This is a genomic window from Maricurvus nonylphenolicus (genome assembly GCF_042854845.1).
Taxonomy (GTDB): domain Bacteria; phylum Pseudomonadota; class Gammaproteobacteria; order Pseudomonadales; family Cellvibrionaceae; genus Maricurvus; species Maricurvus nonylphenolicus.
Map to the genome: position 1 here is coordinate 101,497 of NZ_AP031498.1, position 26,840 is coordinate 128,336.

Annotated in this window: 25 protein-coding genes; 15 read left to right on the top strand and 10 right to left on the bottom strand. The window is 49.5% G+C overall.

The genetic code is table 11. The features are described 5' to 3' along the window. Positions 1-18: 18 nt before the first annotated feature. Positions 19-1,557, bottom strand: a complete 1,539-nt coding sequence (locus ACGHZ6_RS00470; RefSeq protein ID WP_390616795.1) for an acetolactate synthase large subunit — start codon at positions 1,555-1,557, stop codon at positions 19-21. A gap of 140 nt (positions 1,558-1,697) precedes the next feature. On the opposite strand from ACGHZ6_RS00470, the gene ACGHZ6_RS00475 reads away from it, so the two are divergent. Continuing rightward, the gene (locus tag ACGHZ6_RS00475; RefSeq protein ID WP_390616796.1) at positions 1,698-2,714 is read left to right on the top strand and encodes an AraC family transcriptional regulator; all 1,017 of its coding nucleotides are present in this window, start codon (positions 1,698-1,700) and stop codon (positions 2,712-2,714) included. Between the two features lie 116 nt (positions 2,715-2,830). Beyond that, positions 2,831-3,256 carry a c-type cytochrome gene (locus ACGHZ6_RS00480; RefSeq protein ID WP_390616797.1) on the top strand — a complete coding sequence of 142 codons (426 nt, stop codon included), beginning with the start codon at positions 2,831-2,833 and terminating at the stop codon, positions 3,254-3,256. A 99-nt stretch (positions 3,257-3,355) separates the two neighbouring features. Here the strand turns inward: ACGHZ6_RS00480 and ACGHZ6_RS00485 are convergent, their stop codons facing one another. Beyond that, entirely contained in the window at positions 3,356-4,129 is a 774-nt protein-coding gene (locus ACGHZ6_RS00485; RefSeq protein WP_390616798.1) for an exodeoxyribonuclease III, read from the bottom strand. 255 nt (positions 4,130-4,384) lie between these two features. On the opposite strand from ACGHZ6_RS00485, the gene pyrE reads away from it, so the two are divergent. The 3 genes from pyrE (at position 4,385) to ACGHZ6_RS00500 (ending at position 6,194) form a co-directional block, all read left to right on the top strand. Then, a complete protein-coding gene (gene pyrE, locus ACGHZ6_RS00490) occupies positions 4,385-5,029 on the top strand; it encodes an orotate phosphoribosyltransferase (protein ID WP_390616799.1) in 645 nt (214 codons plus the stop codon). A gap of 18 nt (positions 5,030-5,047) precedes the next feature. After that, complete coding sequence (locus ACGHZ6_RS00495) at positions 5,048-5,689, top strand: hypothetical protein (RefSeq protein ID WP_390616800.1); 642 nt, start codon at positions 5,048-5,050, stop codon at positions 5,687-5,689. A 76-nt stretch (positions 5,690-5,765) separates the two neighbouring features. Next, a complete protein-coding gene (locus ACGHZ6_RS00500; RefSeq protein ID WP_390616802.1) occupies positions 5,766-6,194 on the top strand; it encodes an MAPEG family protein in 429 nt (142 codons plus the stop codon). Between the two features lie 75 nt (positions 6,195-6,269). Here ACGHZ6_RS00500 and ACGHZ6_RS00505 read toward each other — a convergent pair whose 3' ends face one another. The 8 genes from ACGHZ6_RS00505 to ACGHZ6_RS00540 all read right to left on the bottom strand — a co-directional run bounded on the left by ACGHZ6_RS00505 (position 6,270) and on the right by ACGHZ6_RS00540 (position 15,274). Next, positions 6,270-6,854, bottom strand: a complete 585-nt coding sequence (locus tag ACGHZ6_RS00505) for a cytochrome c3 family protein (protein WP_390616803.1) — start codon at positions 6,852-6,854, stop codon at positions 6,270-6,272. A gap of 16 nt (positions 6,855-6,870) precedes the next feature. Then, complete coding sequence (locus ACGHZ6_RS00510) at positions 6,871-7,359, bottom strand: nitrate reductase cytochrome c-type subunit (RefSeq protein ID WP_390616804.1); 489 nt, start codon at positions 7,357-7,359, stop codon at positions 6,871-6,873. A gap of 13 nt (positions 7,360-7,372) precedes the next feature. Further along, the gene (napA, locus tag ACGHZ6_RS00515) at positions 7,373-9,868 is read right to left on the bottom strand and encodes a nitrate reductase catalytic subunit NapA (RefSeq protein ID WP_390616805.1); all 2,496 of its coding nucleotides are present in this window, start codon (positions 9,866-9,868) and stop codon (positions 7,373-7,375) included. Between the two features lie 33 nt (positions 9,869-9,901). Next, the gene (locus ACGHZ6_RS00520) at positions 9,902-10,204 is read right to left on the bottom strand and encodes a chaperone NapD (RefSeq protein WP_390616806.1); all 303 of its coding nucleotides are present in this window, start codon (positions 10,202-10,204) and stop codon (positions 9,902-9,904) included. Continuing rightward, a complete protein-coding gene (locus ACGHZ6_RS00525; RefSeq protein ID WP_390616807.1) occupies positions 10,182-10,550 on the bottom strand; it encodes a 4Fe-4S dicluster domain-containing protein in 369 nt (122 codons plus the stop codon). The genes ACGHZ6_RS00520 and ACGHZ6_RS00525 overlap by 23 nt, the downstream gene beginning before the upstream one ends. Before the next feature lie 49 nt (positions 10,551-10,599). Next, positions 10,600-10,761, bottom strand: coding sequence for a periplasmic nitrate reductase, NapE protein (locus ACGHZ6_RS00530; protein WP_390616808.1), 162 nt, complete (start codon positions 10,759-10,761; stop codon positions 10,600-10,602). A gap of 157 nt (positions 10,762-10,918) precedes the next feature. Beyond that, positions 10,919-14,047 (bottom strand): efflux RND transporter permease subunit, encoded by a 3,129-nt coding sequence (locus tag ACGHZ6_RS00535; protein WP_390616809.1) that lies wholly within the window; start codon positions 14,045-14,047, stop codon positions 10,919-10,921. 6 nt (positions 14,048-14,053) lie between these two features. Then, positions 14,054-15,274: an efflux RND transporter periplasmic adaptor subunit gene (locus ACGHZ6_RS00540; protein ID WP_390616810.1), complete on the bottom strand. Its 1,221-nt coding sequence runs from the start codon at positions 15,272-15,274 to the stop codon at positions 14,054-14,056. Positions 15,275-15,575: 301 nt separating this feature from the next. On the opposite strand from ACGHZ6_RS00540, the gene ACGHZ6_RS00545 reads away from it, so the two are divergent. The 10 genes from ACGHZ6_RS00545 to ACGHZ6_RS00590 all read left to right on the top strand — a co-directional run bounded on the left by ACGHZ6_RS00545 (position 15,576) and on the right by ACGHZ6_RS00590 (position 26,737). Further along, a complete protein-coding gene (locus ACGHZ6_RS00545) occupies positions 15,576-17,966 on the top strand; it encodes a Tex family protein (protein WP_390619217.1) in 2,391 nt (796 codons plus the stop codon). Positions 17,967-18,214: 248 nt separating this feature from the next. Continuing rightward, positions 18,215-18,511 carry a hypothetical protein gene (locus ACGHZ6_RS00550; RefSeq protein ID WP_390616811.1) on the top strand — a complete coding sequence of 99 codons (297 nt, stop codon included), beginning with the start codon at positions 18,215-18,217 and terminating at the stop codon, positions 18,509-18,511. A 118-nt stretch (positions 18,512-18,629) separates the two neighbouring features. Then, positions 18,630-18,944: a DUF6572 domain-containing protein gene (locus ACGHZ6_RS00555; protein ID WP_390616812.1), complete on the top strand. Its 315-nt coding sequence runs from the start codon at positions 18,630-18,632 to the stop codon at positions 18,942-18,944. A gap of 100 nt (positions 18,945-19,044) precedes the next feature. After that, positions 19,045-19,806: a hypothetical protein gene (locus tag ACGHZ6_RS00560; protein WP_390616813.1), complete on the top strand. Its 762-nt coding sequence runs from the start codon at positions 19,045-19,047 to the stop codon at positions 19,804-19,806. Between the two features lie 94 nt (positions 19,807-19,900). After that, on the top strand, positions 19,901-20,644 hold the full coding sequence (locus tag ACGHZ6_RS00565) for a hypothetical protein (protein WP_390616814.1): 744 nt from the start codon (positions 19,901-19,903) through the stop codon (positions 20,642-20,644). Between the two features lie 304 nt (positions 20,645-20,948). After that, positions 20,949-21,257, top strand: coding sequence for a hypothetical protein (locus tag ACGHZ6_RS00570; protein ID WP_390616815.1), 309 nt, complete (start codon positions 20,949-20,951; stop codon positions 21,255-21,257). A gap of 413 nt (positions 21,258-21,670) precedes the next feature. Next, positions 21,671-22,849: a hypothetical protein gene (locus ACGHZ6_RS00575; RefSeq protein WP_390616816.1), complete on the top strand. Its 1,179-nt coding sequence runs from the start codon at positions 21,671-21,673 to the stop codon at positions 22,847-22,849. Between the two features lie 507 nt (positions 22,850-23,356). Further along, positions 23,357-23,701 carry a hypothetical protein gene (locus tag ACGHZ6_RS00580; RefSeq protein WP_390616817.1) on the top strand — a complete coding sequence of 115 codons (345 nt, stop codon included), beginning with the start codon at positions 23,357-23,359 and terminating at the stop codon, positions 23,699-23,701. A 91-nt stretch (positions 23,702-23,792) separates the two neighbouring features. Next, entirely contained in the window at positions 23,793-24,161 is a 369-nt protein-coding gene (locus tag ACGHZ6_RS00585) for an MmcQ/YjbR family DNA-binding protein (RefSeq protein WP_390616818.1), read from the top strand. 248 nt (positions 24,162-24,409) lie between these two features. After that, positions 24,410-26,737: a M48 family metallopeptidase gene (locus ACGHZ6_RS00590; RefSeq protein WP_390616819.1), complete on the top strand. Its 2,328-nt coding sequence runs from the start codon at positions 24,410-24,412 to the stop codon at positions 26,735-26,737. Positions 26,738-26,840: the final 103 nt, after the last annotated feature.

The window sequence follows — 26,840 nt, forward strand, 5'->3', positions numbered from 1 at the left end:
CTGCGCTACGGCGGGTGATTACATCACCACTTCAATCAAACGCGGCCCTTTGGTGCTCATCGCTTCTTTAAACTGCGCTTCAAACTCCTCAATGGTTTTGGCCTGAGAAGCTTTAACGCCCATCCCCTCAGCAATCTTGGTCCACTCCAAGCCTGGGTTGTTTAGGCTCAGCATGGATTGCGCACGTTCACCGGGGTTTTCCACACCCACTCGCATCAATTCCAGATTCAGCACGGCGTAGCTGCTGTTGTTGTAGATCACCACACACACATCCAGATTCTCGCGGGCCATGGTCCACAGGGACTGGTTGGTGTACATGGCGCTACCGTCGGCTTGCAGGTTGATGACTTTGCGATCCGGGCAGGCTACCGCTGCACCCAGGGCTAGTGGCAGGCCTTGGCCAATAGCACCACCGGTCAGGGTCATCCAATCGTGGGGGGCGGCGGCATCGTGGTAGCCGTAGGAGAAGATACCGGAGGTGTTGGATTCATCGGAGACGATGGCTTGCTCGGGCATATAGTTGGCGATAACAGCGCCCACGGCTTCACCGGTCAGTGGGCCTTCTTTGGGGATTTCTGGCAGCTCGGGATCCGGTTGGGCTTCATAGGCTGGCGCTTCGAGGGCTTCCGCCAGGGCTTCCAGGGCGGCGATTTGATCCTGAATCGGTGTGGCCAGGGTTTGCACATTACAGTCTTCAGCCCACAGTGTGCTGGGTTTTTCCGGGTAGGCGAAGAAGGATACCGGGGCTTTGGTGCCGATTACGATCAGATCCTTTATGTCTTTAATGGTGTCTGAGGCAAACTCTGCCAGGTAAGGTAGGCGCTCAATGGTTGGGCGGCCACGACCGCGCTGGATGCGGGCGGGGAAAACTTCGGAAATAATCCGCGCGCCGGTAGCTGCGGCAATACGGCAGGCGGCTTTTAGGCCGTCTTCACGCAGGGCTTTGCCGCCTACAAACAAGCAGGCGCTATCGCTGTTGCGCAGTGTCTCGGCAATTTGGCTGATGGTTTCATCGCTGGCCTTTTCCGGTGCGGGAATCGCGGGGGCTGGTACTGGCTCGGCACCTTCGGTCCAGGCGTAGTTAGCTGGCACAATCAAGTTGGCCGAGCGGCCTTGGTAAGACGCAGCTACAGCATCGGCGCCATCCTGGGCCATGCTGGTGTGGGATTCACTGGTACGGTTCCAGTCACTGGTCAGGGCGATATGGCCAGGCACATCGGAGGTGAGTGGCGCATCCAGTGGCAGATGGTAGGTGGCGTGATCACCGACAATATTCACAATGGGGGTGAAGGCTCGTTTGGCATTGTGCAGGTTAGCCATGCCGTTGGAAAAACCGGAGCCCAGGTGCAGCAGGGTGGCGGCGGGTTTGTCGGCCATGCGGCCGTAGCCGTCGGCAGCACCGGTTACCACACCTTCAAACAGGCCCAGAATCGGGCGCATACCGGGAATCTTGTCGATGGCCGCCACCAACTGCATTTCCGAGGTGCCAGGGTTGGCAAAGCACACTTCCACATCGCTATCGATCAGGGTTTGTAACAGGGCTTCTGCACCATTCATACTCTCACTCCAATATCATTCATTGTCATTCTGTATAGATTCTCTATAGCCTTAAGGTAGTAGAATGGCTGGCATTAAACGAGAGCCGAGCGTGACAGCCCCTAGCAATTAATGACAGGGCATTGGTGGCAAGAAACTTTATGACGCAATCTTCACAACAATCATCGTTATCCGGATGGGTGCAGGCCATTGTCCGTGGTCTGGAAGACAGCGGTGTAGATACTCAGTCACTGTTCCGCGAGCTGGGGATGGAGGTTGAGCACCTCAATGGCCTGGATTACCGCTTTGATCAGGAGCAAGTCACGCGGCTGTGGCTGCGGGCGGAAGAGCTCAGTGGTGACCCCAATTTAGGCTTAAAAGCCGCAATGCATTTACGGCCGCAAAACCTGCATGCTGTGGGTTATGCCATGAGTTGCAGCGCTACGGTGAGGGATGCCTGGCAACGTTTTGTGCGCTTTCGCCACCTGTTGGCGGATTCGGCAACTCTGGATCTGGTTGAAGAGGCCGATTGTTATCGTTTGACCCTGAGTATCGAAACCCTGGGGCTGCCGGCTGCCGCTTCGGCCTACGATTTAAGCATGGCTGGAGCCGTTAATTTGGCGCGCTGGATTTTGGATGACAACACGGTCGCCCCCTTATCTGTAGGCTTCAGTCATGCCGCGCCGGGCGATGACAGTATGTTCCGTGAGTTTTTTGCCTGCCCGGTACGGTTCGATCAACCGCAAACCGAGATGCGGTTTACCAAAAGCCTACTTGAGAGATCCGTGCCCACCGCCAATGAAGAGCTGGCCAGCGTACTGGATGACCTGTCGGCCAAGTATTTGGGTAAACGTATGGAAGGCTCTTTCGCCCAACAAGTGCGAGATTGCCTGATCACGCTGCTGCCCAAAGGTGAGCCCAGCAAGGCCGCCGTGGCAGAGGCCTTGCAGCTCAACCAGCGTACCCTGTTACGCCGTCTGCAAAGTGAAAATACCACCTATCAGGCCATACTGGATCAGCTGCGGGAGGAGATGGCCTACGGTTACCTCAAGCGTCAGGATATCTCACTGGAAGAGGCTGCTTACTTACTGGGCTTTTCCGATGTCAGCACCTTTTCCCGTGCCTTTCGTCGCTGGACAGGCAAGAGCCCCGGCCAGTGGCGCAGCCTGTCGAGCTGAGCTAATTTTCGAGCATTGCCCCGGCACAATTCCCTCACTTGCATAAGGTTTTTTGCTTATGGCGGTTTTTCGCTATAATGCCGCCCAATTTAAGAAAACCCTTTGAGGATGACACCGTGAGCCAACTGAAAAAACTGACCGCTGCAGCGGCTGCATGCCTGGGCCTGGCCCTGTCTGTAACCAGCTTTGCTGCTTCTGACCTGACCGAAGCCCTGCAAGAGCGCATCAAGCCTGTGGGCGAAGTGTGCATGGAAGGCAGTGACTGTGCTGCGGCACCGGTAGCAGCGGGTGGCGGCGAGCCTCGCAGTGGTGCTGATGTATACACCACCAAATGTGCAGCTTGTCACGGTACTGGCGCTGCTGGTGCGCCTAAGTTCGGCGCTGCTGGCGACTGGGCTCCTCGCGTAGGTAAAGGCATGGATACTTTGTACACCAACGCCATCAGCGGTTTCAACGGCATGCCTGCCAAAGGCCTGTGCATGGACTGTTCTGATGATGAGCTGAAAGCCGCCGTTGATCACATGGTAGACGGCAGCAAATAAGATTGCCGATTACGAGAAAAGCCGCTGAAGTCACCTTCAGCGGCTTTTTTGTGTCTGGCGAAAGAGTTACTGAATGGCTCGGGGCCATTAACCGCCGATTCAGCTTAGCTCGATATCATAATCCATGATCACGGGCATATGGCTGGAGAACTGTTGGTTCTTGTAAACAACCCCGTACTCCACTCGGCCTTTGAGGTTGTTGGAGGTTACCTGATAATCGGTACGCCAGCCGTCGCCTTTGCCGGCTTCGCCTGCTGGCCACCAGGTGTACTCGTCGGAATCCTTATTAACCCGGCGGAAGGCATCAACGTAGCCCAACTGGTTAAACAGCTGGTCCATCCATTGTTGCTCATGGGGCAGGAAGCCGGAGTTGCTGTCGTTGTCCTGCCAGTTTTGTACGTCCTGGCGGCGGTGAGCCATCGCCCAGTTGCCACAGAAGATATAATCCCGGCGCTTGCGGGTAATCTTGTTGAGGTGGGCCTGGAAATCATCAAAGAATTTGATTTTCACTTCCTGGCTTTCCAATTCACTGGTGGCTGAAGGCGCCAACAGTGAGCCGACACTGATATGCTCGAAGTCGGCCTGGAGGTAGCGGCCCTCCATATCAACACCGCTGGAAAAACCCAAGCCGTAGATCAGGGCCTTGGGCTGATGACGGGTATAGATGGCAACACCGTTGTAATGTTCGATGCCGGAGTCGAAAAAATAGGCGAAATAGCCGTCCAGGTGAAACGGCTCAGTATCAACTTCGTATTCCTGGGCGCGCAGGTCTTGCAGGCAGATGATGTCGGCATCCTGCTCAGCAAGCCATGTGTACAACCCTCTTTGCGCAGCCTGATGTATACCGTCTACGCTAAGACTTATAATTCGCATATTAGCCCCTTAATTGCGGACTGTGTATGATACCCGAGCTTTATGCTTTTTTGTTAGTAGTATCATTTTTGTGATTATGGTTTTGTTAATATAGTTGGTTAAAAAACCATCACCGACGCCGAGGAGCGCGTTGGATAAAATGCCGAGGTTATTTTTTATATTGTTAACCTGGGCTTTACCGAGGTCATCACGCCGGAAGAGGCGTGTGAAAAGTGACCTGATTTTTTAAAGTTAGAACATTTACAGGAATATGCCATGCAGCAGTACCAGCGTGACTTCATCGAGCTGGCCATTAAACACGAAGCTCTGTGTTTTGGAGAATTCACCCTTAAGTCCGGTCGTACCAGCCCTTACTTTTTTAATGCCGGTAAATTTCAAACCGGTAGCGCCCTGGCCGCGCTGGGACGCTTTTACGCCGATGCTATTGTGGACGCGGGTTTGGATTACGATGTGGTGTTTGGCCCTGCCTACAAGGGTATCCCATTGGCGGCAACCACCGCGGTAGCATTGGCCGATGGCCATCAACAGGACAAGCCCTACTGCTTTAACCGCAAAGAGGCCAAAGACCACGGTGAAGGTGGTAATCTGGTAGGTGCGCCACTGGATGGTAAGATCCTGATTATTGACGATGTCATCACTGCCGGTACTGCCGTGCGCGAAGTGATGAGTATTATTGAAGCCGCCGGCGCCAAACCTGCTGCCGTGGTGATTGGCTTAAATCGCCAGGAGAAGGGCAAAGGTGAATTATCGGCGATTCAGGAAGTCGAAAAGGAATACGGTATTCCTGTTGTCAGCATTGTGAAGCTCGATGACATTATCAGCTTCCTGGAAGAGAAAGGTGGGCAGGATGAGATGGTTGCGGCCATTCGTGCTTACCGTGAACAGTATGGTGTAAGTTAAAATCCGATCTTAAGGCGTATGAAGTTGATCAAGCGGCTATCGAATAAACAAACTCTAAGCTCGCTGCTGCAAGCAGGTGTGTTGGGTGTGTGTATAACATTGGCGCCAGCCTTAAGTCAGGCGGCTGAGCGTGTGCTTTATCGCTATGTCAACGAAAAGGGGGTTAAGGTAATGAATCATTCCATACCCCCTGAGTACGCCCAGAAAGGCTATGAAGTTGTTACGCCATCCGGCAAAGTGATTAAAGTTGTGCCGCCGGCAATCAGCAGAGAAGAAGCCGCAAAACGCAATGCGCAAAAAGCTGAAGCTGATCGCTTAGCGGAGTGGGATGCCAAACTGACCCGCCGTTACAGCCGTGTTGCCGATATTGAAGCGGCGAAAAAGCGCAAACTGCAGGAGCTGGAAGGCAATATCACGATTCTGGAAGGTAACCTCAGAGGCTTGAAAAGCCAGGTTGCCCAACAGCAAGGCCGTGCCGCTGACAGTGAACGCGCAGGTCGCCAAGTGCCTGAGGCGGTTATCAATACCATTAAAGCACTTGAGGAAGAAGTAGCTATTACCGAATTCCAGATTTCCCAGCGTCGTGAGGAATACAACGAAATCGCCGCACGCTTCGATCGCGATATCGAGCGCTTCCGCGTGATTCGCCCAGGCAGTTAAGCTTTAACTGCCTGTCCTGCCTTTATAAAAATCTTATAAATATAAGCCCGACCTAATTAACCAAAGGAGTGTCCTCATGTCGCACCAAGCGATTTTTGCCCCCATGTTATGCCTGTTTTTAGTGACTGCCGTTGTGTGGGTGCTGTTATTGATTCGTCGTTTAGGTTACTTCAGTGCCAATAAAATTCATCCGCAATCGGTGCCAACGCCGGATGCGGTTAAAGCTGCGGTACCTGAAAAGGTTCAGGTGGTGGGGAATAACCTGATCAACCTGTTCGAGTTACCGATGATCTTCTATGGGTTAACGCTGGTGGTAGCCATCGCAGGTATTGCCGATGACTGGTTTATTCGAGGTGCTTGGGCGTTTGTGGGTTTGCGTGCGCTGCACAGTGTTGTGCATTGTACCTACAACAAAGTGATGCACCGGTTTATGGTGTATGTGGTATCTAGCTTGGTGCTGTGGGCGTTGGTGATTAAGGTAGTGCTGCAGTTGGGTGTGCTTTAAGTTTATCCTGCCGTTTTATCCGGGGTCTGACCAGCAGGGTCAGACCCCTTGCTTCCGTTTTCCTTTCTCTTGCTTTTACCAGCCTTCTACGCCCGACATATCAGGTAACTGGTGGGCAATGCCTTTGTGGCAGTCGATACAGGTTTTCTCGCCGCTGGCTAATGCGGAAGAATGCATGTCTACCGCACGTGGGCTTTGGCGCGTGAAATCCATAAAATCAAATTCATGACAGTTGCGGCACTCGCGGGAGTTGTTGGCTTTTAGGCGCGCCCACTCGTGTTCGGCCAGGCGTCGACGGTTGGCCTCAAATTTTTCTCGGGTGTTGATGGTGCCAAAGATCTTGCCCCACACCTCTTTTGAGGCCGCCATCTTGCGGGCCATTTTGTACGTCCAGTCGTGGGGTACATGGCAGTCGGAGCACTTGGCACGTACGCCGGAACGATTGGAAAAGTGAATAGTATCCTTCAGTTCCACATACACGTTATCACGCATTTCGTGACAGCCAGTACAGAAGGTTTGTGTATTGGTGAATTCCATGGCGGTGTTAAATGCACCCCAGAACATTATCCCGGCGATAAAGCCGCCCATGGTTAAAAACCCCAGGCTGTAATGCACGCTGGGGCGGTTGAGCACCTTCCAGTATTGTTTTAACCAATTCATGTTAGGCCCCTATTATTTATTGCTTGCGCAGTAATTTATCGACATCAATAAACTGGTTGGTAACCAGAGGCTTGGCATTGGTTTGTGTCACATGGCATTGATTGCAGAAGTAGCGTCGGGGCGATACGTCGGCAAGGAAGTTACCATCGCGATCCATATAGTGTGTGACACTGATCATCGGCGCCTGGGATTCCTCCGTCAATCGGCGGCTGTGACAGGATAGACACTTGTTAGCATTCTTATCCACTTGGTAGTTGTCGGTTTTGTGAGGAACCAGCGGCGGCTGCATGGGATAAGCCCGCTTTTGTTTTATATCGGTATTCTCAACCTTGGGGATGGCTGGTGCTTTGGGTTCAAAATTAATAGGTTGGTTTCCGCGTACGTTGGCGATGTCCTGTTGATTGGTTATGTCTTGGGCGTAGGTCTGCCAGTCTAGTTGCCCTCCGACTATTCCTCCTACGCTAAATGCCAGTACCAGCAGGCTACAAAATACGAAATTTTTCATCGTTCTTTTCCTCTTAGGCCTTGCTGATTTTGACAGCGCATTTTTTGAAATCAGTTTGTTTGGAGATCGGATCGGTGGCATCCAGCGTGACTTTATTGATCAGCTGGCTGGCATCAAACCAGGCGACAAATACCAAGCCTACAGGAGGTTTATTGCGGCCACGCGTTTCTACGCGGGTACGAATTTCACCGCGCCTTGAGGTTACTTTGATTTCATCGCCACGACGTAAACCGCGTTTTGTGGCATCGTCCGGATGCATATAACACACCGCATTCGGTACGGCTTTATGCAACTCGGGTACTCGCTGTGTCATGGAACCTGAATGCCAGTGTTCCAGCACTCGGCCGGTACATAACCACAGATCGTATTCTTCATCGGGGGCTTCTGCCGGCGGTTCATAGGGCAGGGCGAATATCAGTGCGCGATTATCGGGCTTGCCATAAAACTGGAAGCCGGCGCCTTTTTCTACATAGGGGTCAGAGCCTTCCCTATAGCGCCACAGGGTTTCTTTACCATCGACGACTGGCCAACGCAGGCCGCGCTCTTCATGGTAGCGATCAAAGGGAGCAAGGTCGTGGCCGTGGTCACGGCCGAACTCAGCGTATTCTTCAAACAGGCCTTTTTGAATATAAAAGCCAAAATCCTTGGCTTCCTGGTTGTTGTAATCCGGTGATATTTCTTCCAGTGGATATTTGTTGGCGCGGCCATTGGCAAACAACACTTCGTAAAGTGTTTTACCTTTGTAGCCGGGGTTGGCGTTTAGTGTTTCCGCTGGCCAGACTTCATCGGTGGTAAAACGTTTGGAAAATTCCACCAGTTGCCACAGATCGGACTTGGCTTCTCCCGGTGCATCAATCATTTGGTACCAGAATTGTGTGCGCCGCTCGGCATTGCCGTAGGCGCCTTCTTTTTCTACCCACATGGCGGTGGGCAAAATTAAATCCGCTGTTTGGGCTGTAACAGTAGGGTAAGCATCGGAGACCACAATAAAGTTTTTAGGATTACGATAACCGGGATAACCTTCTTCATTAATATTGGCTGCAGCCTGCATATTGTTGTTCACTTGCACCCAATACACATTCATGTCGCCGTCTTTTAATTTCCGGTTGTGCAGTACGGCGTGGTAACCGGGTTTGGGCGGGATATGGTCTTTGGGCAGTTGCCAGATCTTTTCCGCCATAGCCCGGTGTTTGGGATTGGCGACAACCATATCGGCGGGCAAACGATGGGAGAAGGTGCCGACTTCACGTGCAGTACCACAGGCTGACGGTTGGCCGGTTAAGGAGAAGGGGCTATTGCCCGGTGTGGCAATCTTGCCGGTCAGTAAGTGAATATTGTAAATCAGGTTATTACACCAAACCCCGCGGGTGTGCTGGTTAAAACCCATGGTCCAGAAAGACGTGACTTTGGTTTTTGGATCTGCATAGAGTTCGGCGAGTTTTTCCAGATCCTCTTTCGAGACGCCAGACAGTTCGCTGACATAGTCAGCGGTATATTTGCTGACGAATTTTTTAAATTCCCTAAAACTGATTTTTTTCGAACCACCGGCTTTGTCTGCGTTTTTGGCTTGCTGTTGCAACGGATGTTCGGGGCGCAAACCGTAACCGATATCGTCATTGCCTTTAACAAACTTGGTGTGCTTGTCGACAAAGTCCTTATTCACCCGGCCGGTTTTAATAATGTAATGCGCGATATAGTTAAGAATGGCCAAGTCTGTTTGCGGTTCAAAAATAATGCCTTGATCGGCCAGGTCATAACAGCGGTGTTTATAGGTGGACAGCACAGACACTTTAACGTGGTCTGCACTTAAGCGACGGTCGGTCACTCGCGTCCAGAGGATAGGATGCATCTCTGCCATATTGGAACCCCAAAGCACAAAGGCGTCGGCGGCTTCAATATCGTCGTAGCAGCCCATGGGTTCATCAATGCCAAAGGTGCGCATAAAACCTGCCACCGCCGATGCCATACAATGGCGGGCGTTGGGCTCAATATTGTTAGAGCGGAAGCCGGCTTTCATTAATTTAACCGCGGCATAACCTTCCCACACTGTCCATTGCCCGGAGCCAAACATACCAATGCCACTGGGGCCTTTTTCTTTCAGTGTGGCTTTATATTTTTCTGCCATGACATCAAAGGCTTCATCCCAGCTGACTTCTTCAAAGCTGCCGTTTTTGTCGTACTTGCCGTTTGTTTTTCGCAGCAAAGGTTTGGTCAAGCGATCTTCGCCGTACATGATTTTTGACAGGAAGTAACCTTTAACGCAATTTAGGCCTTTATTCACTTCGCACTTAATATCACCGTGGGTGGCCACCACCTTGCCTTCTTTAGTGGCAACGTTAACGCTGCAACCCGTGCCGCAAAAACGGCAGGGAGCCTTGGACCACTTCAATTGGGTTTGGCTCGAACTGGTTATTAAATTGCTGGCGTTGGCTGGCGCCTGCAGGCCGGCAGCAGCGGCAGCCATGGCGACGGCATTGGCTTTAATATAATCGCGACGGTTGAGTTCCATAATGTGCCTCGCAGTGAGTGCGTCAGTAACGGGTTATTCGGTAACGGCGTAAGCCAGCGTGGATGTATCATCCTGTTGATGGAAAACCATCTGCACCGACAGGGTGCCTTCCAGCAGTCGGATAGTGTCCATATGTTCGGATAGTTCAGCTGTGGAGTTGCCTTCAACCGTCACCACCAACTTGGCATGGTTATCATCGGTATGAACTTCTGCGTTGGGCATGGCTTCAATCTGCTGACGCAACTGCAGAAATTGTTCCGGCTGGCAGTAAACCACCAGACTGGCGACATGCCATTCCGGAGGGCTGGCGTTGTTATGTTGGTCCGCGGGTATCATGGGTTTTCTCCTTTGCAGCATCCGTTGAAAGCGGTTGCAAGGCGATGGCCTGGCTTGGGCAGCTGGCGGCGCAATCACCACAGGCAGTACACAGGGTTGTATTCACGGTTGGGTTGGCCGGTTGGCCTAAAGTGGGACGTAAGTTGATCGCCTCTTCCGGGCAGATTTCTTTACAGGTAAAACACACAATGCCTTGCCGGCTCAGGCAGGCAGAAGTGATGCTGGCAACAAGCGGTGATGTTGCCGGTGGCGATACAGGCGCTTTGCCGAGTTGGCTGAAGCGCCCGCGTAACAGTTGGCGGCGGCTTATATCTATGCCTTCTGTCGTTGTGGTTTCTATTTCCATGGTTTCTGCTTCCAGGTGCTTAACCGTCTAGGGGTTAATGGAACATGGACTAATAGGAGGGTGGCCCCAGGATTAATTGGGCCATCCAGACAAAGAAACCAAACCCACCGACCAGCACGATGGAGAGGATGGGGAACAAAAACACCACGATAAACAGAAACAGGCGGAATTCCTGATGCTTGGTGAGGCTGTCTTCTTCAGGGGTGGACACAGCGCTTCTCCTTTCTACCACAATCCTGTTAGTGCCCTATTCAACGGGAATAAGGTTACAGATTTGAGTGTAGACCATTAAGAAATGGTAATAAGGATTGGGGCGCCATTCCTGGATCCCCGTTTTCACGGGGATGGCGTTAGAGAGATTTTGCTAGCTAAGCGCTTTCATCATGAATTTCACTGGGCTTGCCCATAAGTCCTCGCAGTTTATCCCGCAATTGCTCTGCGCTGACATAGAGGGCCGGTACCAAAATTAAGGTTACGGTGGTGGCGAACATCACCCCAAACGACAGGGAGATCACCATGGGAATCAGGAACTGTGCCTGGGTACTGGTTTCCGCCATGATCGGGGTCAGGCCAATAAAGGTGGTTAACGAGGTAAGGATGATTGGCCGGAAGCGATCTCGGCCAGCCATCATCACGGCCTGCAGTGATGCGTGGCCTTCCTTGCGTAACTGGTTGATACGGTCGAGCAACACCAGGTTATCGTTTACCACAACCCCGGCACAGGCGAAGAACCCCAGCATCGACATCATGCTGACTTCACGGCCCATAATGGCGTGGCCAATCACCGCACCCATAAAGCCAAAGGGAATGGCGGTGAGGATGAGTAAGGGTTGCCAATAGGAACGGAAGGCAACCGCCATCAAACCGTAAATAGCCACCATGGCCAGGCCGAAGTTTTGCACGGCACTGACCATAAAGGTGTTTTCCTCTTTCATATCCCCTTCAATGGTCAGCGTCAGGCCGGGGTATTCGCTTTGCCATTGGCTGAGGTTGCGTTTGAAGAGATCCATCACCAGCATGGTGGCATCACTGGTGCCTGGTGCTACGTCGGCACTGATGGTGATACTGCGTTTGCGATCCACGCGATCAATGGTGGTGTAACCGGGCACAAAGTCGATCTCGGCTACCGCATCGAGGGGGATTTCACGTTGGTCCTGGGTGCGGATGCGCATATCGGATAGCTGGTCGATATTATCCCGCTCGCCTTCCGGGTAGCGGACCATGACTTTGACATCTTCATTGCCGCGAGGAATACGCTGGGCCTCTTCACCGTAGAACCCCTGGCGTACCTGGCGGGCGATATCGGCCAGACCCAGGCCCAGGGTTTCGGCGTGGGATTTAAGATCCAGCTCGATCTCTGTGCGCGCAGCGGTATGGGTATCTTTGATATCAAACACGCCGGGGTAGTGGCTGAGCTTTTCTTTAACGGCCTCGACCGCGGCGGTGAGGTTGTCCTGGTTACTGTCATTGATAGTCAGGCGCAGATTAATATCCTTCGAGCGACTGTTGATGGTGTAACTGATATCAATATCTTCGGCTTCCGGTAAATCACCGATTTGTTCGCGCCACTGTTTGGCCACTTGCTCGGCGCTGACTTCCCGGTTTTCGGCTCGTACCAGCGCCAGGGCGATAACGATATTGTTGTCGTAACCCCAGGACTGTAAATCCTGAATAAAAGGCTGGCCGTCATTAAGTTCGCTGAGCTGACCGTTGGATTGCAGTTTTACCACCGCAGATTCTACTTGCTTAAGCACCTTGTCGGTCTGCGAGAAGGGGGTGCCCTCGGGCAGGGTTATGCGCGCCTGCAGAAAATCCGACGGCACCACAGGCATAAAGGTACGAGTCAGCCAGCCGCCGTTGTAGATGGCCACCGACAGGGCAAAAGCCACCACAAACACACTGATGGTCGCTGACTTGTTATTCAGCATGTGCTCAAGGCGGGGCAGGTAAACCTTGTCGGAAAAGTGCAGCATGGTGGCCGACAGCTTTTCGCGTAGCAGTTCGAGGCGGCGAAAAATAGCGATGGAGCTGCTGGGTTGTTCTGGTTTCAGGTGGGACAGGTGCGAAGGCAGAATCAGCAGCGATTCTACCAGCGAGAAAAATAGTGCCAGGATCACCACAACGGGAATGGCATAACTTATATCGCCCATGGTCCCCGGTACGCCCAGAATGGGCATAAAGAAGATCATGGTACTGATGACGGCAAAGGATACCGGCTTACCCACCAGCTTGGCGCCACTGGCCGCAGCGGCATTACCCTTCAAGCCGTGTTGTTGGCGCGAGTAAATACTCTCGCCGACGATAATCGCATCGTCCACCACAATCCCCAGCACCAGCAGAAAGGCAAACAGGGAAATCATATTCAGGCTAACACCAGCGTAGGGCAGCAGCCAGAAGGCCCCCATAAAGGCGATCGCAATGCCCACGCAAACCCAGAAGGCCAGCGCCGGGCGCAGGAACAGCATCAGCACAATAAATACCAGGATCAAACCGCTGATGGAGTTCTTCAACAGCAGGTTCATACGGCCTTTAAAGACGTGGGACCAATCGCCCCAGATTCTGGCCTCAATGCCCGGTGGCAGCTGCAGGGTTTGTACATATTCCTCCACCGAGGCGGAGGCGGCGAGAATATCCGGGTTATCGGTGATGTAGAGTTTTAAGAATACGGCGGGCTTGCCGTTGAAGTGGGCAATTAAATCCTGATCGGCAAAGCCGTCGGTAATGGTGGCGATATCGCCCAGATAAAGCTTGGCACCGTCCTCGCGGCTCTCGACGACAATATTGGCAAAGTCAGACGCCTGGTAGGCCTGACCACGGGTCTGTAGCTGTATGTCGCCGCGCTCGGATTTAATCACACCGGCAGGCAGGTTCAGCGATGATTGGCGAATGGCATTGACCACCTGCTCAAAACTGAGGTTGTAGTGGCGCAGGGTATTTTCCGATACCTCAATGGCCATCTCGTCGGGGCGGGTGGCGTTGATATCCACCATGGATACTGTTGGCAGCAGTGTTAGTTGATCGCGCAGGTTTTCACCGGCAGTTTTCAAGGCAGATTCTTCTACATCACCATAGAGGGCAATGCTCATCACTTCACTGCGCCACAGCAGCTCGGTGACCTGCGGGCGTTCGGCTTCAGTAGGAAAGGTGGGGATGGCATCAACCCGGGTTTTAATATTGTTAAGCAGGCGCTGGGTATCGAAGCCGTGGGTAACTTCTACTGTAACCTGGCCGCTGGCCAGACGGGCGACAGAGGTGATCTCCTTGATGCCGTCGAGATCGGCAATGGCTTCCTCGATGCGCTTAACAATCAGCTCCTCCACCTCCTGTGGGCCGGCGCCCGGGTAGGGCACCGAGACTTGAATCCGATCGGTAGAGACCCGCGGGAAGACTTCTTTGTCGAGCTTATTGATATTTATCAGGCCACCGATAAGGATCATGGCCATCAGTAGATTGGCGGCAATCGGGTTTTCCACAAACCATTGAATAAGGCGATTCACAGCGGCTTACCCCTCGGCAATTAAATCGTGGCCGGACGCTTCTATGGGCTCCTTTGCCTCCGACAGGGGGGTAACCACAATACCTTCAGACAGATAGCTTTGGCGTTCGATCACAATGGGGGTGCCGGAAGTTATCTCGGCCTGGATCCAGGCGGTATTGGCATCGGTATGTAAAACATTCACGGTTTGCTGGTGAGCGCGCTGCTGGTCATCCAGCACATAAATTTGATCACCCTTAAACAGCGCCTGTTTGGGAATCGAGATGACATTGTCCAACTCGCGACCGCGGATTTCCGCTTCCACAAACAGGCCAACAATCAGCGGCACCTGGGTTGAACCCGGGTTGGCCACAAAGGGGTCAACCACCTCGGCCACCGCATAGTAGAGGCGCGAGCGGGTATCAATACTGGCGTCAGTTCGCGCAATGCGGCCCTGCCATTGATATTGCTTACCGGCAATGGTGCCCTTGATGGTGACTTCCGGGCCCTGTTTGAGCTCACCACCACGGAAACCCAACGGCAGATCCAACAGCGCTGCCTGACGGTCAGTTACCGACAAACGAATTTCCGCTACGCTGGTATCGTACACAGTGGCAATGCGGCTGCCAGGGGTAACATATTGGCCCAGGTCCACCAGGGTTTCCCGCACCCGGCCGTTAAACGGTACGCTGATCTTGGTGCGCTGCAAGTCCAGTTTGGCCTGGTCGCGCTCGGCCTTGGCCGAGGCCAAATTCGCTTCTGCTGCAGCGACTTGTGGCTTTCGCAGGAACAGGTCGTTGGCATCGTCATTGCCAAGATCACGCCATTCCCGCCGGGCCTGACGCGCCTGGCCACGGTTGGTGGCTAGATCCTGTTGCGCCTGAGCAACACGGGCATTGGCGCGGATAGAGGCCAGCTCATAGTCCCGCGGATCAATATTCACCAGCGGTGTGCCTTCGCTAAAAAAGCCGCCGTTAACAAAGTTATCAGACACCTCGGTAATGCGGCCTGCCACCTGCGCTACCAGATCAATTTCTCGTTTAGGGGCCACCGTGCCCTGGCTGCGTACCGTTAGCACTTCGGTTTTGGGGGTGGCTAACACCACATTGACCTGGATGGGCTTGGGCGCAGTGGGTGCTATGGGTTCGGGATTGGGGTGCAAGGTGGCAACAGCCAGGACCAGAAGAGCCCCTACCAGCAGAATAATCACAAAAGCGGGAAGTTTGGTGAGAGAAGGCGGGACCTGCACAGTAGCTCCTTGCATACAAATTAGGCAATTTGTAAAAGTGTACTACCTCATTCGCCTTGGTGTCTCAGGGCTTTACGTTTTTTATCTCTAAGGGTGCTGATCGGTGTTTTTAATAGATATTCCAGTTGTTTTAGGGACAGGGTTCTCAGCCACAAACCCTGGCTAAAAACAAGACTGGTATCCCTGCGTAAATCGCGGATAATCGGGGCTTCAGAATAATAAATAGGCCGCAGCCCTGCGCGGGCCACGACCTATCCGCTATATACGATCTATACCGAAGTAGAGTTATCTTCCCCCCATGATAAAAAGCATCCCCCTTCGCATAGCCGAAGAATTGAGTACTCAGGAACGCCAGGTTACCGCCGCCATTGAATTGCTGGATGAAGGTGCCACCGTCCCCTTTATTGCCCGTTACCGGAAAGAGGTCACCGGCGGCCTGGATGATGGCCAGCTGCGTACCCTGGAAGAGCGTCTGCGCTACCTGCGTGAACTGGAAGAGCGCCGTGCCGCCATCCTCAAGAGCATTGCCGAGCAGGATAAGCTGACCCCGGAGCTGGAAGCGGAAATCGTCAGTGCCGATACCAAAAACCGCCTGGAAGACCTCTACTTACCCTACAAGCCCAAGCGTCGCACCAAGGCCATGATTGCCCGCGAAGCCGGCCTGCAGCCCCTGGCTGACGACCTGCTGGGTAACCCCGCCCTGGCTCCAGAAGAGGAAGCCCTCAAATATGTGGTGGGTGGCGAGTGCAACGATGACAGTGAAGAAGCCAAAAAGATCACCGACATCAAAGCCGCTTTGGACGGTGCCAAGTACATCCTGATGGAGCAATTCAGTGAAGACGCTGAACTGCTGGGTAAATTGCGTAGCTTCCTGAAACAGGAAGGTTCAGTATCCTCCCGCTTGATGGACGGCAAAGAATCCGAAGGTGCCAAGTTCCGCGATTACTTCGAATACGATGAGCCGCTGAAATCCGTACCATCCCACCGTGCCCTGGCCATCTTCCGTGGCCGCAACGAAGGCATTCTGACCATTGCCATCACTGTTGGTGACCCGGACGACAAACTGGCCGCTCACCCCTGTGAAGCCATGGTCGCCGATCACTGGGAAGTAACCGACCAAAACCGCCCGGCCGATAAGTGGTTGAGCGAAGTGGTGCGTTGGACCTGGCGAGTAAAACTGCTGTCGCATCTGGAAACCGATCTGCTCAGCGAGCTGCGTGAAGCCGCCGAAGAAGAAGCCATTAAAGTATTCGCCAGCAACCTGAAAGACTTGCTGCTGGCAGCCCCGGCTGGCCAGAAGGCCACCATCGGTTTGGACCCGGGCCTGCGTACCGGTTGTAAAGTGGCCGTGGTAGATGCCACCGGTAAAGTGCTGGATCACTGCGCCATCTTCCCAACCCCGCCGCAAAACAAGATTGTGGAATCCGAAGCCGTACTGCTGAACTTCTGCCGTAAATACGACGTCGGCCTGATTGCCATTGGTAACGGTACCGCCTCGCGCGAAACCGAAAAGTTTGTTGGCGATATGTTAAAAGCCAACTCCGATATCAAAGCGCAAAAAGTGGTGGTCAACGAAGCCGGTGCCTCGGTTTACTCGGCCTCTGAATTTGCCGCCAAAGAATTCCCTGATTTGGATGTCACCATCCGTGGTGCGATTTCTATTGCCCGCCGCCTGCAAGACCCGCTGGCCGAGCTGGTAAAAATCGAACCCAAGTCCATTGGTGTGGGCCAGTACCAGCACGATGTATCCCAGTCACAACTGGCGCGCTCTCTGGATGCCGTGGTAGAAGATTGTGTAAACGCCGTGGGGGTGGAAGTAAACACCGCCTCGGCACCACTGCTGGCCAAGGTATCGGGTTTGACCCAGTCTATCGCCAACAACATTGTCGACTTCCGTGATATGAACGGCGCCTTCACCAGCCGTGAAGCACTGAAGAAGGTTTCCCGCTTCGGCGAGAAAACTTTTGAGCAGGCAGCTGGATTCTTGCGCGTTGCCAATGGAGAAAACCCACTGGATTCCTCCGCGGTTCACCCGGAATCCTATTCCGTAGTAGAAGCCATTGCCGCGAAAAACGATCGCAATATGAAAGGCCTGATCGGCGACTCCGCCTTCCTGCGTTCATTAAAAGCTGCCGACTACACCAGTGAACAATTTGGTGTACCAACGGTAACTGACATCATCAGCGAACTGGACAAACCCGGCCGCGACCCGCGCCCGGAATTTAAAACTGCCCAGTTCCAGGAAGGCGTAGAAAAAATCTCCGACCTGACCCCAGGTATGATCCTCGAAGGCTCCGTAACCAACGTAACCAACTTCGGTGCTTTCGTTGACGTAGGTGTACACCAGGACGGTCTGGTACACATCTCAGCGCTGTCCAACACCTTCGTCAAGGATCCGCGTGATGTGGTGAAAGCCGGCGACATCGTTAAAGTCAAAGTCATGGAAGTAGATGTACCGCGTAAACGTATTGGCCTGTCCATGCGTTTGGACGACCAGCCTGGTGAAAAGGTGGAAGGCAAACGCGGCGGCGGTCGCCCCGGTGGCAACCAGGCGCCCAAGCAGCGTTCCTTTGGTGGCGGCAGCGATGCAGGTAATGGCCGGAAAGGTGGTGGTAATGCCGGTGGCGGTACTATGGCGGCCCTGTTTGCTGAAGCGCAGAACAAAAACAAAAATAAGAAAAAACGTTTTTGATTTTTGTGGCACGTTAGTGGCGTGCTACGAAGATAACTTCTTTGAAAGGCGACCTCGAAAGGGGTCGCCTTTTTTATTTCTAGCTAGCGCCCACTAACTTGTTGAAAGTGTGAGAGAATTCATTTAGGTTGGATTTCTGTTTTGGAGTTATACGTCACGGTGACGTAATTAATCACGTCATCGAGACATAGAATAAGTTGTTAGTGTTAATAGTGAACCTGAATACATACCAACTTAGAGAGTGAGAAGTGATTGAATTGCGTGAAGTATGGCTAAAATTTGGAACCTGTATTTATCAGGACTTTTTTGCCATCCATTCAGAGTTTTACGATGGAATACTGTTTGCATTAGAAGGTCTAAGTAATTCGGAGAAATTTGAACTCCTTAATTTCGTTCAGAGTGCTTTGCGTGGAAATCCATCTAATCAAGATCTAATTGATCTGTGGGGAAAGTCTGGAGCGTCAGATAGTTTGGTAAGCGATCAAATGTCTATCATTTATGAGGTGATTTTGAAGGCAATAGAAGCCAGCATAAAAGACACATGAAGACACAGATGATTTGGAAACGCTCAAAATACAAGTTCGAAAACACTAACAAGTCAAAGCAAAGGAACGCTGACGCGTCCTTTGTTTGAGGCGTTAGAAAACCAAAAAGGGAAATACTATGACAATAGAAAGTTCAGGAACGATCGATTTAATTGCTACTAACGATGAGAATAATACCGTGACACTTGCCATCTCTGATCATTTGGAGTGGAGCGATGAAAATAAAGTCGATATGCTCGCAGAAAAGATAGATTCGTATTTATATTATATTGACTCTGGCCAGCTTATAAAGGCTTATCCAGATGCAGAGGGTATGACAGTCAATATACTGCTAAAAAGTATGCACAAGCCCAATGAAATGGGCTCTATGATTATAGATAGTATTTCCGAGTCTCTAGAGGAAATAGATGTTAAATTTGAGTGTGAATATTAATGGTTTTCTAACAAGGGCAGGCAACATCGGCCGCAAAAAAACGCGGCCTGGACCTCGCTGCCGTTGCTACCAGCGTTAGCTTTCCGTAGGAGGCCGAATTATGGAGACCGAAACATGCTATATGTGTGATTCTGTTTCGACATCAGTTGAGCACGTACCTCCAAAATGTCTATTTCCTACACATAAAGATTCTGGTGCTAACTATCGTGTAAATCTGATTACTGTGCCTTCCTGCGAAAAGCATAATGGTGAGAAATCTCGTGATGATGAATTTCTCATGGTCAGTATTGCTGGGATTATTGGCAATAACTCAATTGGATATCAGCATTACAATGGAAAAATTCAAAGGGCATTGAAAAGAACTTCATATAAGTTGCTAGACAAAGTCTTCCTAAAAAAACAGATGTCTCGTGTGGGAGAGGAAAACGAATTTCTTGATATTCTATGGGGAACACCTGACTATACGCGGTTGATCAGTTGCTTTGAACATATAGCTATGGGGATATATCGCCATCACTTTGGCAAGAGATTTCAAGGGGAACTTAAGCCATATCTTGGCTTTCTTCATACAAACGAACAAAATCTTAAGGCATTTAAAGAATGGATGCAGCTTAAGGCTAATAAAGAGCTAGAAAATCAGCCTAAATATGGAAGTAATCAAGAGGTTTTTTATTATCAATACACGGTGCCTGATAAATTTGGCATTTACCTAGTCAGGTTATGTTTTTATGATAATGTCGACGTCTATGTGGCTCATATGCCTGTTACCTCTGAAAAACCATCTATGCTGGCGATGGAGTTATTGAACAGGGGTATAAAAACATACGTTCATGAAGATGGTAAGGTTTTCGAATTTAATTAAAGCTAACAAAGCCAGCCAGAGGGATTCCCAAACCACCGCTTCGCTCTGGTTTGGGAATCCCTCTGGCTGGCTTTAAATTTAAAATAAGAATCGTATGTTTGAATTAATATCAAATAATCCGAAGCTATTTTTAGCGGTGTTTACTCCTGCTACGTTATGCATCGGATACTTCTATAGAGATAGAAAAGAGAAGCAAGGGAATCTTAAGGCTGCCTTGTACATCATTCTAGAGATTTGGCATAGAATGGCAGTTTTGTACCGAAAAGACTTTGATTCCTACTTTGACGCTCTGACGGAAGAGGTAATAAAAAAAGTTCCAGAAGAAGAGTTTACGGAAGAGCAGAGAAAAGCAACCAAAGAGTATTTCACTCCTATTCTCAAGGACACTGCTCAGTCAGCTGCATTTTCAGATATTGAGCACTATCAAGAATCATTCGATGAAGCCGTAAAGCTTATAGCGCTCAATGACCCATTCTTTGCTTACAAAATTGGATCGGCTGGAAATACAAAGAAATTCCTTAAGACTCTAGATCAGTACCTCGAAACTGCTCTTGAGCCTTTAGAAGCTGAAGGTGGTGAGAGTCTAATCTTGTCAAAAACACTAAAGGAGCATTTGACTTCTCATGCTTCTATAGATGTTTTATCGGATTTAGAGAGAGATATTTATCAATTGTCCTTCAAAGTTAGCTTTTATTCCTATCTAAAGTCATTAATGGCTGTACGAAGGAGGAAAAAGAAATTGAAGGGCTTTAGTAAAAAAGAGATTGAGTTCCTAGTGGGAAGTGTTCTTTTCCCTGCCATGGAAGAATTTAACAAACAAAGGCAGGCAACGCTTTGAGCGTTGAGGTTGTAGAAAAACTAAAGAGATTTTTGATAGATTAAAAGCTGCACATAAAATAGTGGGGTCTGACCCTAGGGTCAGACCCCAAAGGTACGCTATCGTAGCATTCGGTTGCTTTTGTCTTATCATGGCTGTGGTTTACATGTATCGAGTCGAGCTAGGTGTAGTTGAGATGTTATCAACGCCCTACGGTCAAGAGTATCAGCCTAGCCATGTGCAATAGCGCTTTAACAAGGAAAGGCAAAATCGCCCTGCGGGCTGGACGCGCTAACGCGCGCCTATGCATACGGCGTTAAGAGTCATGAAGAAATTTGAGATCGGAGAGACCTATTTTCAGCTAGGTTACTATGACCTGGAAGGCAAACTGCCGAGTATTAAAACGTTGGTATTTATTGGAATGGACGTCTTCAATGAGGAAGCAGTTGAAACATGGTGTTTCCAATGGGCATCATCAGTCGCCGAGTTTGGGCTATACCCAGAAGTCGAAAAAGGCTCTAATGTGGCGGTTGAACTTGTCACAGAGGAAACAATTCACGCTGTATTCACTAAAGACGAACTAATCTATCGCCTAGAGCAAGGCTTGGAAGCCTGGGCTAGTGAAGGCCCTTAACAAAGCCAAGCATCTGACGGCTTTTGGCGGCGTTAAGTTTACTGTAGGGAGAGAGAATTATTAAAACTCTAATTATTTGGATCGCAATTATCTCTGGGCTCGCAGGGTTTGGATATTTGAGCTTTGTAGAGATAGAAGGATTTTCACCTAATATATTTTATCTGATTGGATTCATGCTTTTTACTTTAGCTTTCATTCTTATGGTCTTGCATGATCCGCTAGAATATAGAGATAAAAATGAAGGTCATCATACATCTAATACGTACATTGACTCAGGTCATGACTGTGGGGAGTAGTTTAAAAAAAATGGTAAAAATAATGGGGTCTGACCCCACAGGCTCTTAAAGGCTGGCTCCTGTGGTGGTGTGTAGTACAATCGGTGCTTTTCCTACTTTTGTTTAAAGGGATTTATTATGCCATTCATACGTAAGAGTATTCTTGCTTTCCTGTGCATCTGTTTTTTTCTGGTTGGTTGTTCAGTGACCAATGAGTTTCAAGTTGCAACTTATGAGACCGCCGTAGAGAGAAAGTATCCTCCCATCAGTGTATTTCATAGTAGCCCGATTGAGTCATTTGTGGATGAATGTCAGACCTTTGATAAAGCATCCATAATGCAAACCTGTAATCTCAGAGCTGTGAATCTAGGGGCATTTCAAAAAGCGCTGAAGAATTCTGGTATGTTCGCCGATGTGCTCTATGCAGACAGAGATGTTGGTTATCGTATAGTACTATCTAGTGCTTCATATGTTAAAGAGGATGCAGCGGATATAGGCAGTGCTGCCTTGGCTGGGGCGACCCTGCTTGTGGCTCCGGTGCAAGTAACATCAAATATTAAAGTAAATGCCAGTCTTAAGTGGCATGACGTATTGTTGGAAACTGTTGAAGTCGAACTGCCATTTACCCAGAAAATGTCTCTTCTAACCATGGATCAAGATCATGACGCTGATATTGCCAAGAGCGTGTCGTCATTTATTTTAAAAGAGCTTCAGGAAAAGGATGCGTTTCGTATAGGGCATGTTGCCGAGAAGCTTCAGTCCAGTAATTATGATGAAGATCTGATATTACCTGAACAGCTTGGCAGTTTTATCAAAGAGGATTTTCATTGGTACGACAATCCATTTTATGGCTACCAGACCAGGTACTCTCATACAGACTTTCTATTTAATATAGTGGATGTTTTTGTTTACCCTATACGCAGTGCGGATCTGACACGGTCCCGCCACCTTTTGAAGAAGGAGTTTGACTCACTTCTTGAAGATATCGACCTAGCTGAAAAGGAAGGTTTTTTTAGAGCGTTATCTAAAGGTGAACCGATTGCAAAGCGTTGGCATGTGGGGATTCAAGCTTATGACATTATGAAGTTTTCTGCCCACTTCCTGAATCAGGAAGATGAGGCCAAGGTGACTTTTGCTTACCTCTTTTTACTTGATGATAAGTATGTGAAGGTTCGAGCAACGTTTGCAGACAATGAACAATCTATTCCAGATGTCGATCGTCTTATTCAAGAACTTATCGGTAACATCAAGGTGCCGAAGGAGTCCTTGTTTATGGCAAGAACTCGTAAGCAGTGGCGTGATCAGCAGCCGTATTAATTTTTAAGGCCTAAAATCATAAGTTAGTCGGCGCTAGCAGGTAACTTTTTGAATGTGAGAGAGAATTTATTTAGGTTGAATTACTGTTTTGGAGTTATAGGTCATGTTGACGAAATTAATCTCGTCATCGGGGCATAGAATAAGCTGTTAAATTTGAAAACATGGTTATCTTTGTAGTTACTAGAGAAGGATTTATAGAGCTAGAGTCAGTTGTTTCAACTGGATTATATCCAGTTTGGGTTGGGGCTGGAGTCCTTAGCAGTGAGGAAACGAATTCGCTTCGATCTCGAAATGTTGATCTCACTGATTTTACCTACGAAATAGATCCGGGTAATAAACAAGATTTGGATTATGCCCTGTCTACAATTTCAGAGCACCATCCAGGAGAAAGGGTATGGGTAGAGTGCCAGCCCAAAATTTAACAAGCGGCAGTTGTGCGCCGCTGAAAAATGCGGCGGGACGCGCAAAAATCGCGCACTCCAAAGCCGGGCGTTTTGTAATCCAGTCATGAATAGAACAAGTTTGGAATCAATAAAATTTTGGTACGCTGAAAACAAAGGGGTTATTAGTTTTATAGTAGGTACTTTGGCTGTGGCTTTATTTTATGGTGCTGCCAATTTAAGTAAGGCGCAGAGCTATGTGTCTGGCGTCGCTGAAGCGCACGTATTAGATGCTAACCTTGCTGGCAATAAATCCAAATTGGCCGTTAAATTAGAGGGTGGGGGTTTAGTTTATGTATCTATACATTCAGTGGGCTCTATAAAGGTCGGTAGTGATGTCTGCCTTATTAAAAATCAAACCTTCATTGGTACAGTTAATTTTAAGCTAGGTTCTAAAGGTAAATGCACATAACGAGCCGCTCAAACATCGTTCCGACCGCAAAAAACGCGGCCTCAGAAGTCTCCCCCAAAAAGGTAGACATCTTTTATAGTTAGAATTACAGATGACTTACGAAGAGTTCAATAACTACTGCAAATCCCTTAAAGCTACGACCCATATAATTCAATGGGGAGACTCTCACGTTTGGAAGGTTGGGGGAAAGGTGTTTGCTATAGGAGGGTGGGAGAAAAATCTGCAAAAGCCCGCATTCACGTTTAAAACTTCTGAACAGAACTATTATTTCCTAAGCGAACATCAAGAATATAGACCTGCCCCGTACTTAGCTTCACGAGGAATGAAGTGGATACAGCAATTTGATGGCTCTCCGGATGAAGAAGATAACTTAAAATATTATATTAAAGAATCGCATAGAATTGTGTCTTTAGGTTTAAGTAAAAAGAAGCAGCGAGAGTTAGGCCTTAACCAAGAGTAATCGTCTCTTAGAGGGATGATGAAATGTACAGTGGCTTCCCCGTTTGAATAACATAATAGATTGTTTTAACTACATTGGGCGATAAAGGAAGTTACAAAGGCAAGAAAGGATATCCGCTTTTAAAGCTCTCTGTAGCCAAGATGATCGGATTTCTGTTGATGAATTGAAACTTACCACGTATGCTTTTCGAGAAGGATTAAGCATAACTACAACGTTACTGCAGTAATAAAAGCTAATAAGGATGTTACATGTCAGAATTACCGCTATACCCTGCAAGCCCTTCTAATGTCCCGGAAGGCCTCACTCAAGCAACAAGCAGCTATAAAAGACAAGCCTGGCTGGCTATGTTAGGGCTTCTCGCCTTTATGGCCCTCTATTTCAGTCTACTGGCCTGCTTTTTACTGATTACCTACAACAGCGCCATGTCGCTCAATGAAGGCACAGCAGGCTTGTGGCAGCTAGTTATTGGTGTCAGTTCATTATTGCTTTCTGTGTTTATGATTAAGTCTCTCTTTTCTGTAAGAAAATCAGGAAATCCTGGCGGGGTAGAGCTGACACAGGAAGAAGAGCCCGAGCTGTATAATTTTTTACACAGTCTTGCCGATGAGGTGGGAGCACCAAAACCACATAGAGTGTTTATTACACCAGAGGTCAATGCGGCAGTATTCTATGATCTATCTTTACTGAATCTGATCTTCCCTTCCAAAAAAAACCTGATAGTTGGCTTGGGATTAGTCAATGTACTTAACTTGGGCGAGCTGAAGGCCGTGCTAGCCCATGAATTTGGCCACTTTGCTCAAGGGTCAATGATGGTGGGGCGCTGGGTTTATATCGCTCAGCAAATTATTGCTCATATGGTGGCTACACGAGACTGGTTAGATTCCATCGTTCGGTTTATTTCCAGAATTGACCTGCGTGTCGCCTGGCTTGGATGGATTCTTTCTCTCGTTATTTGGGCCATCCGATCACTTATGGATACGTTGTTCAGGTTAGTGATCCTTGCTGAGCGGGCTTTAAGCCGTGAGATGGAATTTAATGCTGACCTGGTAGCTGTATCAGTGACCGGCAGTGATGCCCTTGTTAATGCATTGCACAAGCTCCAGGTTGCCGATGAAGCCTGGCAGACAGCTCTTAATGTAGCGAGCACTGAAGCAGGGAATGGGAAAATTCTAAGTGATTTATTTGCTGCGCAAAAGAGTGCAATCAGTGCGATCGGCCGGGTGTTAGATGACGAGGCATATGGGAAGGTCCCTGCAAAGCCTGCAGAACTTGACGCCAGTCAGCACAGAATATTCAGTAAGGAAATGGCCAAGCCGCCACAAATGTGGTCAACCCACCCCGAAAATAGTGATCGTGAAGATAATGCCAAGAATGTTTACATTCCAGCAGAGATAGATTCTCGAGAGTCATGGATTGTTTTTAGTGACCCGGTGGAGCTACGAAACAAAATCAGTTTGAGTTTCTATAATAGTGAATCTATCGAGGAAATGGAGTCAATCTCCCCCGTCGAGGCGGTTACTCAACGCTTTAGCAAAGCTTCGTACTCACCTATGTACCGAGGAACATATCTGAATCGTAGCGCGGTGAGAAACTTCTCTACCGTGAAAGACATGCTGGAGGCCGGTTCAACGAAGGAGACCGCAATTCAATCTATAGCCAGTTTGTATCCTGATTCTCTATCTGAATTGCTTGAAAATGCACGCAACCTCGATCAAGAACGCAGTACTCTGCAAGCTCTGGCAGATGGTGACTTAAAGCCTTCTGGTGGCGTAATTCGGCATCGCGGTAAGGAAATTAAAAAGAATGAGATCCCAGATGCCATTGCTGAGGTAATAGAAGATCGAAAAGCAGTAGCCAACAAGCTAAAAATGCATGATGCGGACTGCCGTGTAGCACACTTGCAAGCCGCTGAAGAGTTAGGGTTAGGGTGGGGTAGTTACCTGAAAAGTATTATTCACTTACTTCACTGTGCAGAGCATCTGAGTGCAAGAATCAAAAATGAGCAGGCTCTTTTAGTTAATACTTGGCAGGTAATTACCGCCGATGGTCAGATAGGATACTTTGAAAAGAGACGAATTCTGAATGTATGTAAGCAGGTCCAGAAGGAAATGCACCAGATGTCTTCTGCTGCACTTCAGCTTGTCTTGCCTGAGCCTATTATAAAAGCAACCGGCATCGAAAAATGGAGTGAGCAATGCCCGCAGTTCGATATTGCCCCTGTTGATAAAAAGAATTGGCCCGATTGGTGTCAGGCCTCATCCCAGATAATGAACAACCTTTCCTATGCCTTGGATATCATTCAGTCTGCGGCTTTAGAAGAGTTGATTAATACCGAATCCAAACTCGCGAAGTACCTAAGAGATAGCCATGAAACGGAGCCAGCTCCAGGCCCAGGCCAATGCCCACCAAAATACCCGGTTCTTTTACCTGGAGAAGAGCATGTCTTACAGCGCAAACTGGATTTTTGGAACCGTTTCCAGCTAGCACATGGGTTCTTCCCAACAACCTTGCGGCTATTCGTTTCTATTGGCATCGTTGGCGGTACGATTTACGGAGGGTTCTTAGGGCTGTTCTAAGCGCTGCTAATTACGGACATGATGGAGTCTGACCCTTAGGTCAGGCTCCAGAGGTTCGATCTCGGTCTGGATTGATTTGATAGCAAGTATCATAGGGTTGTCG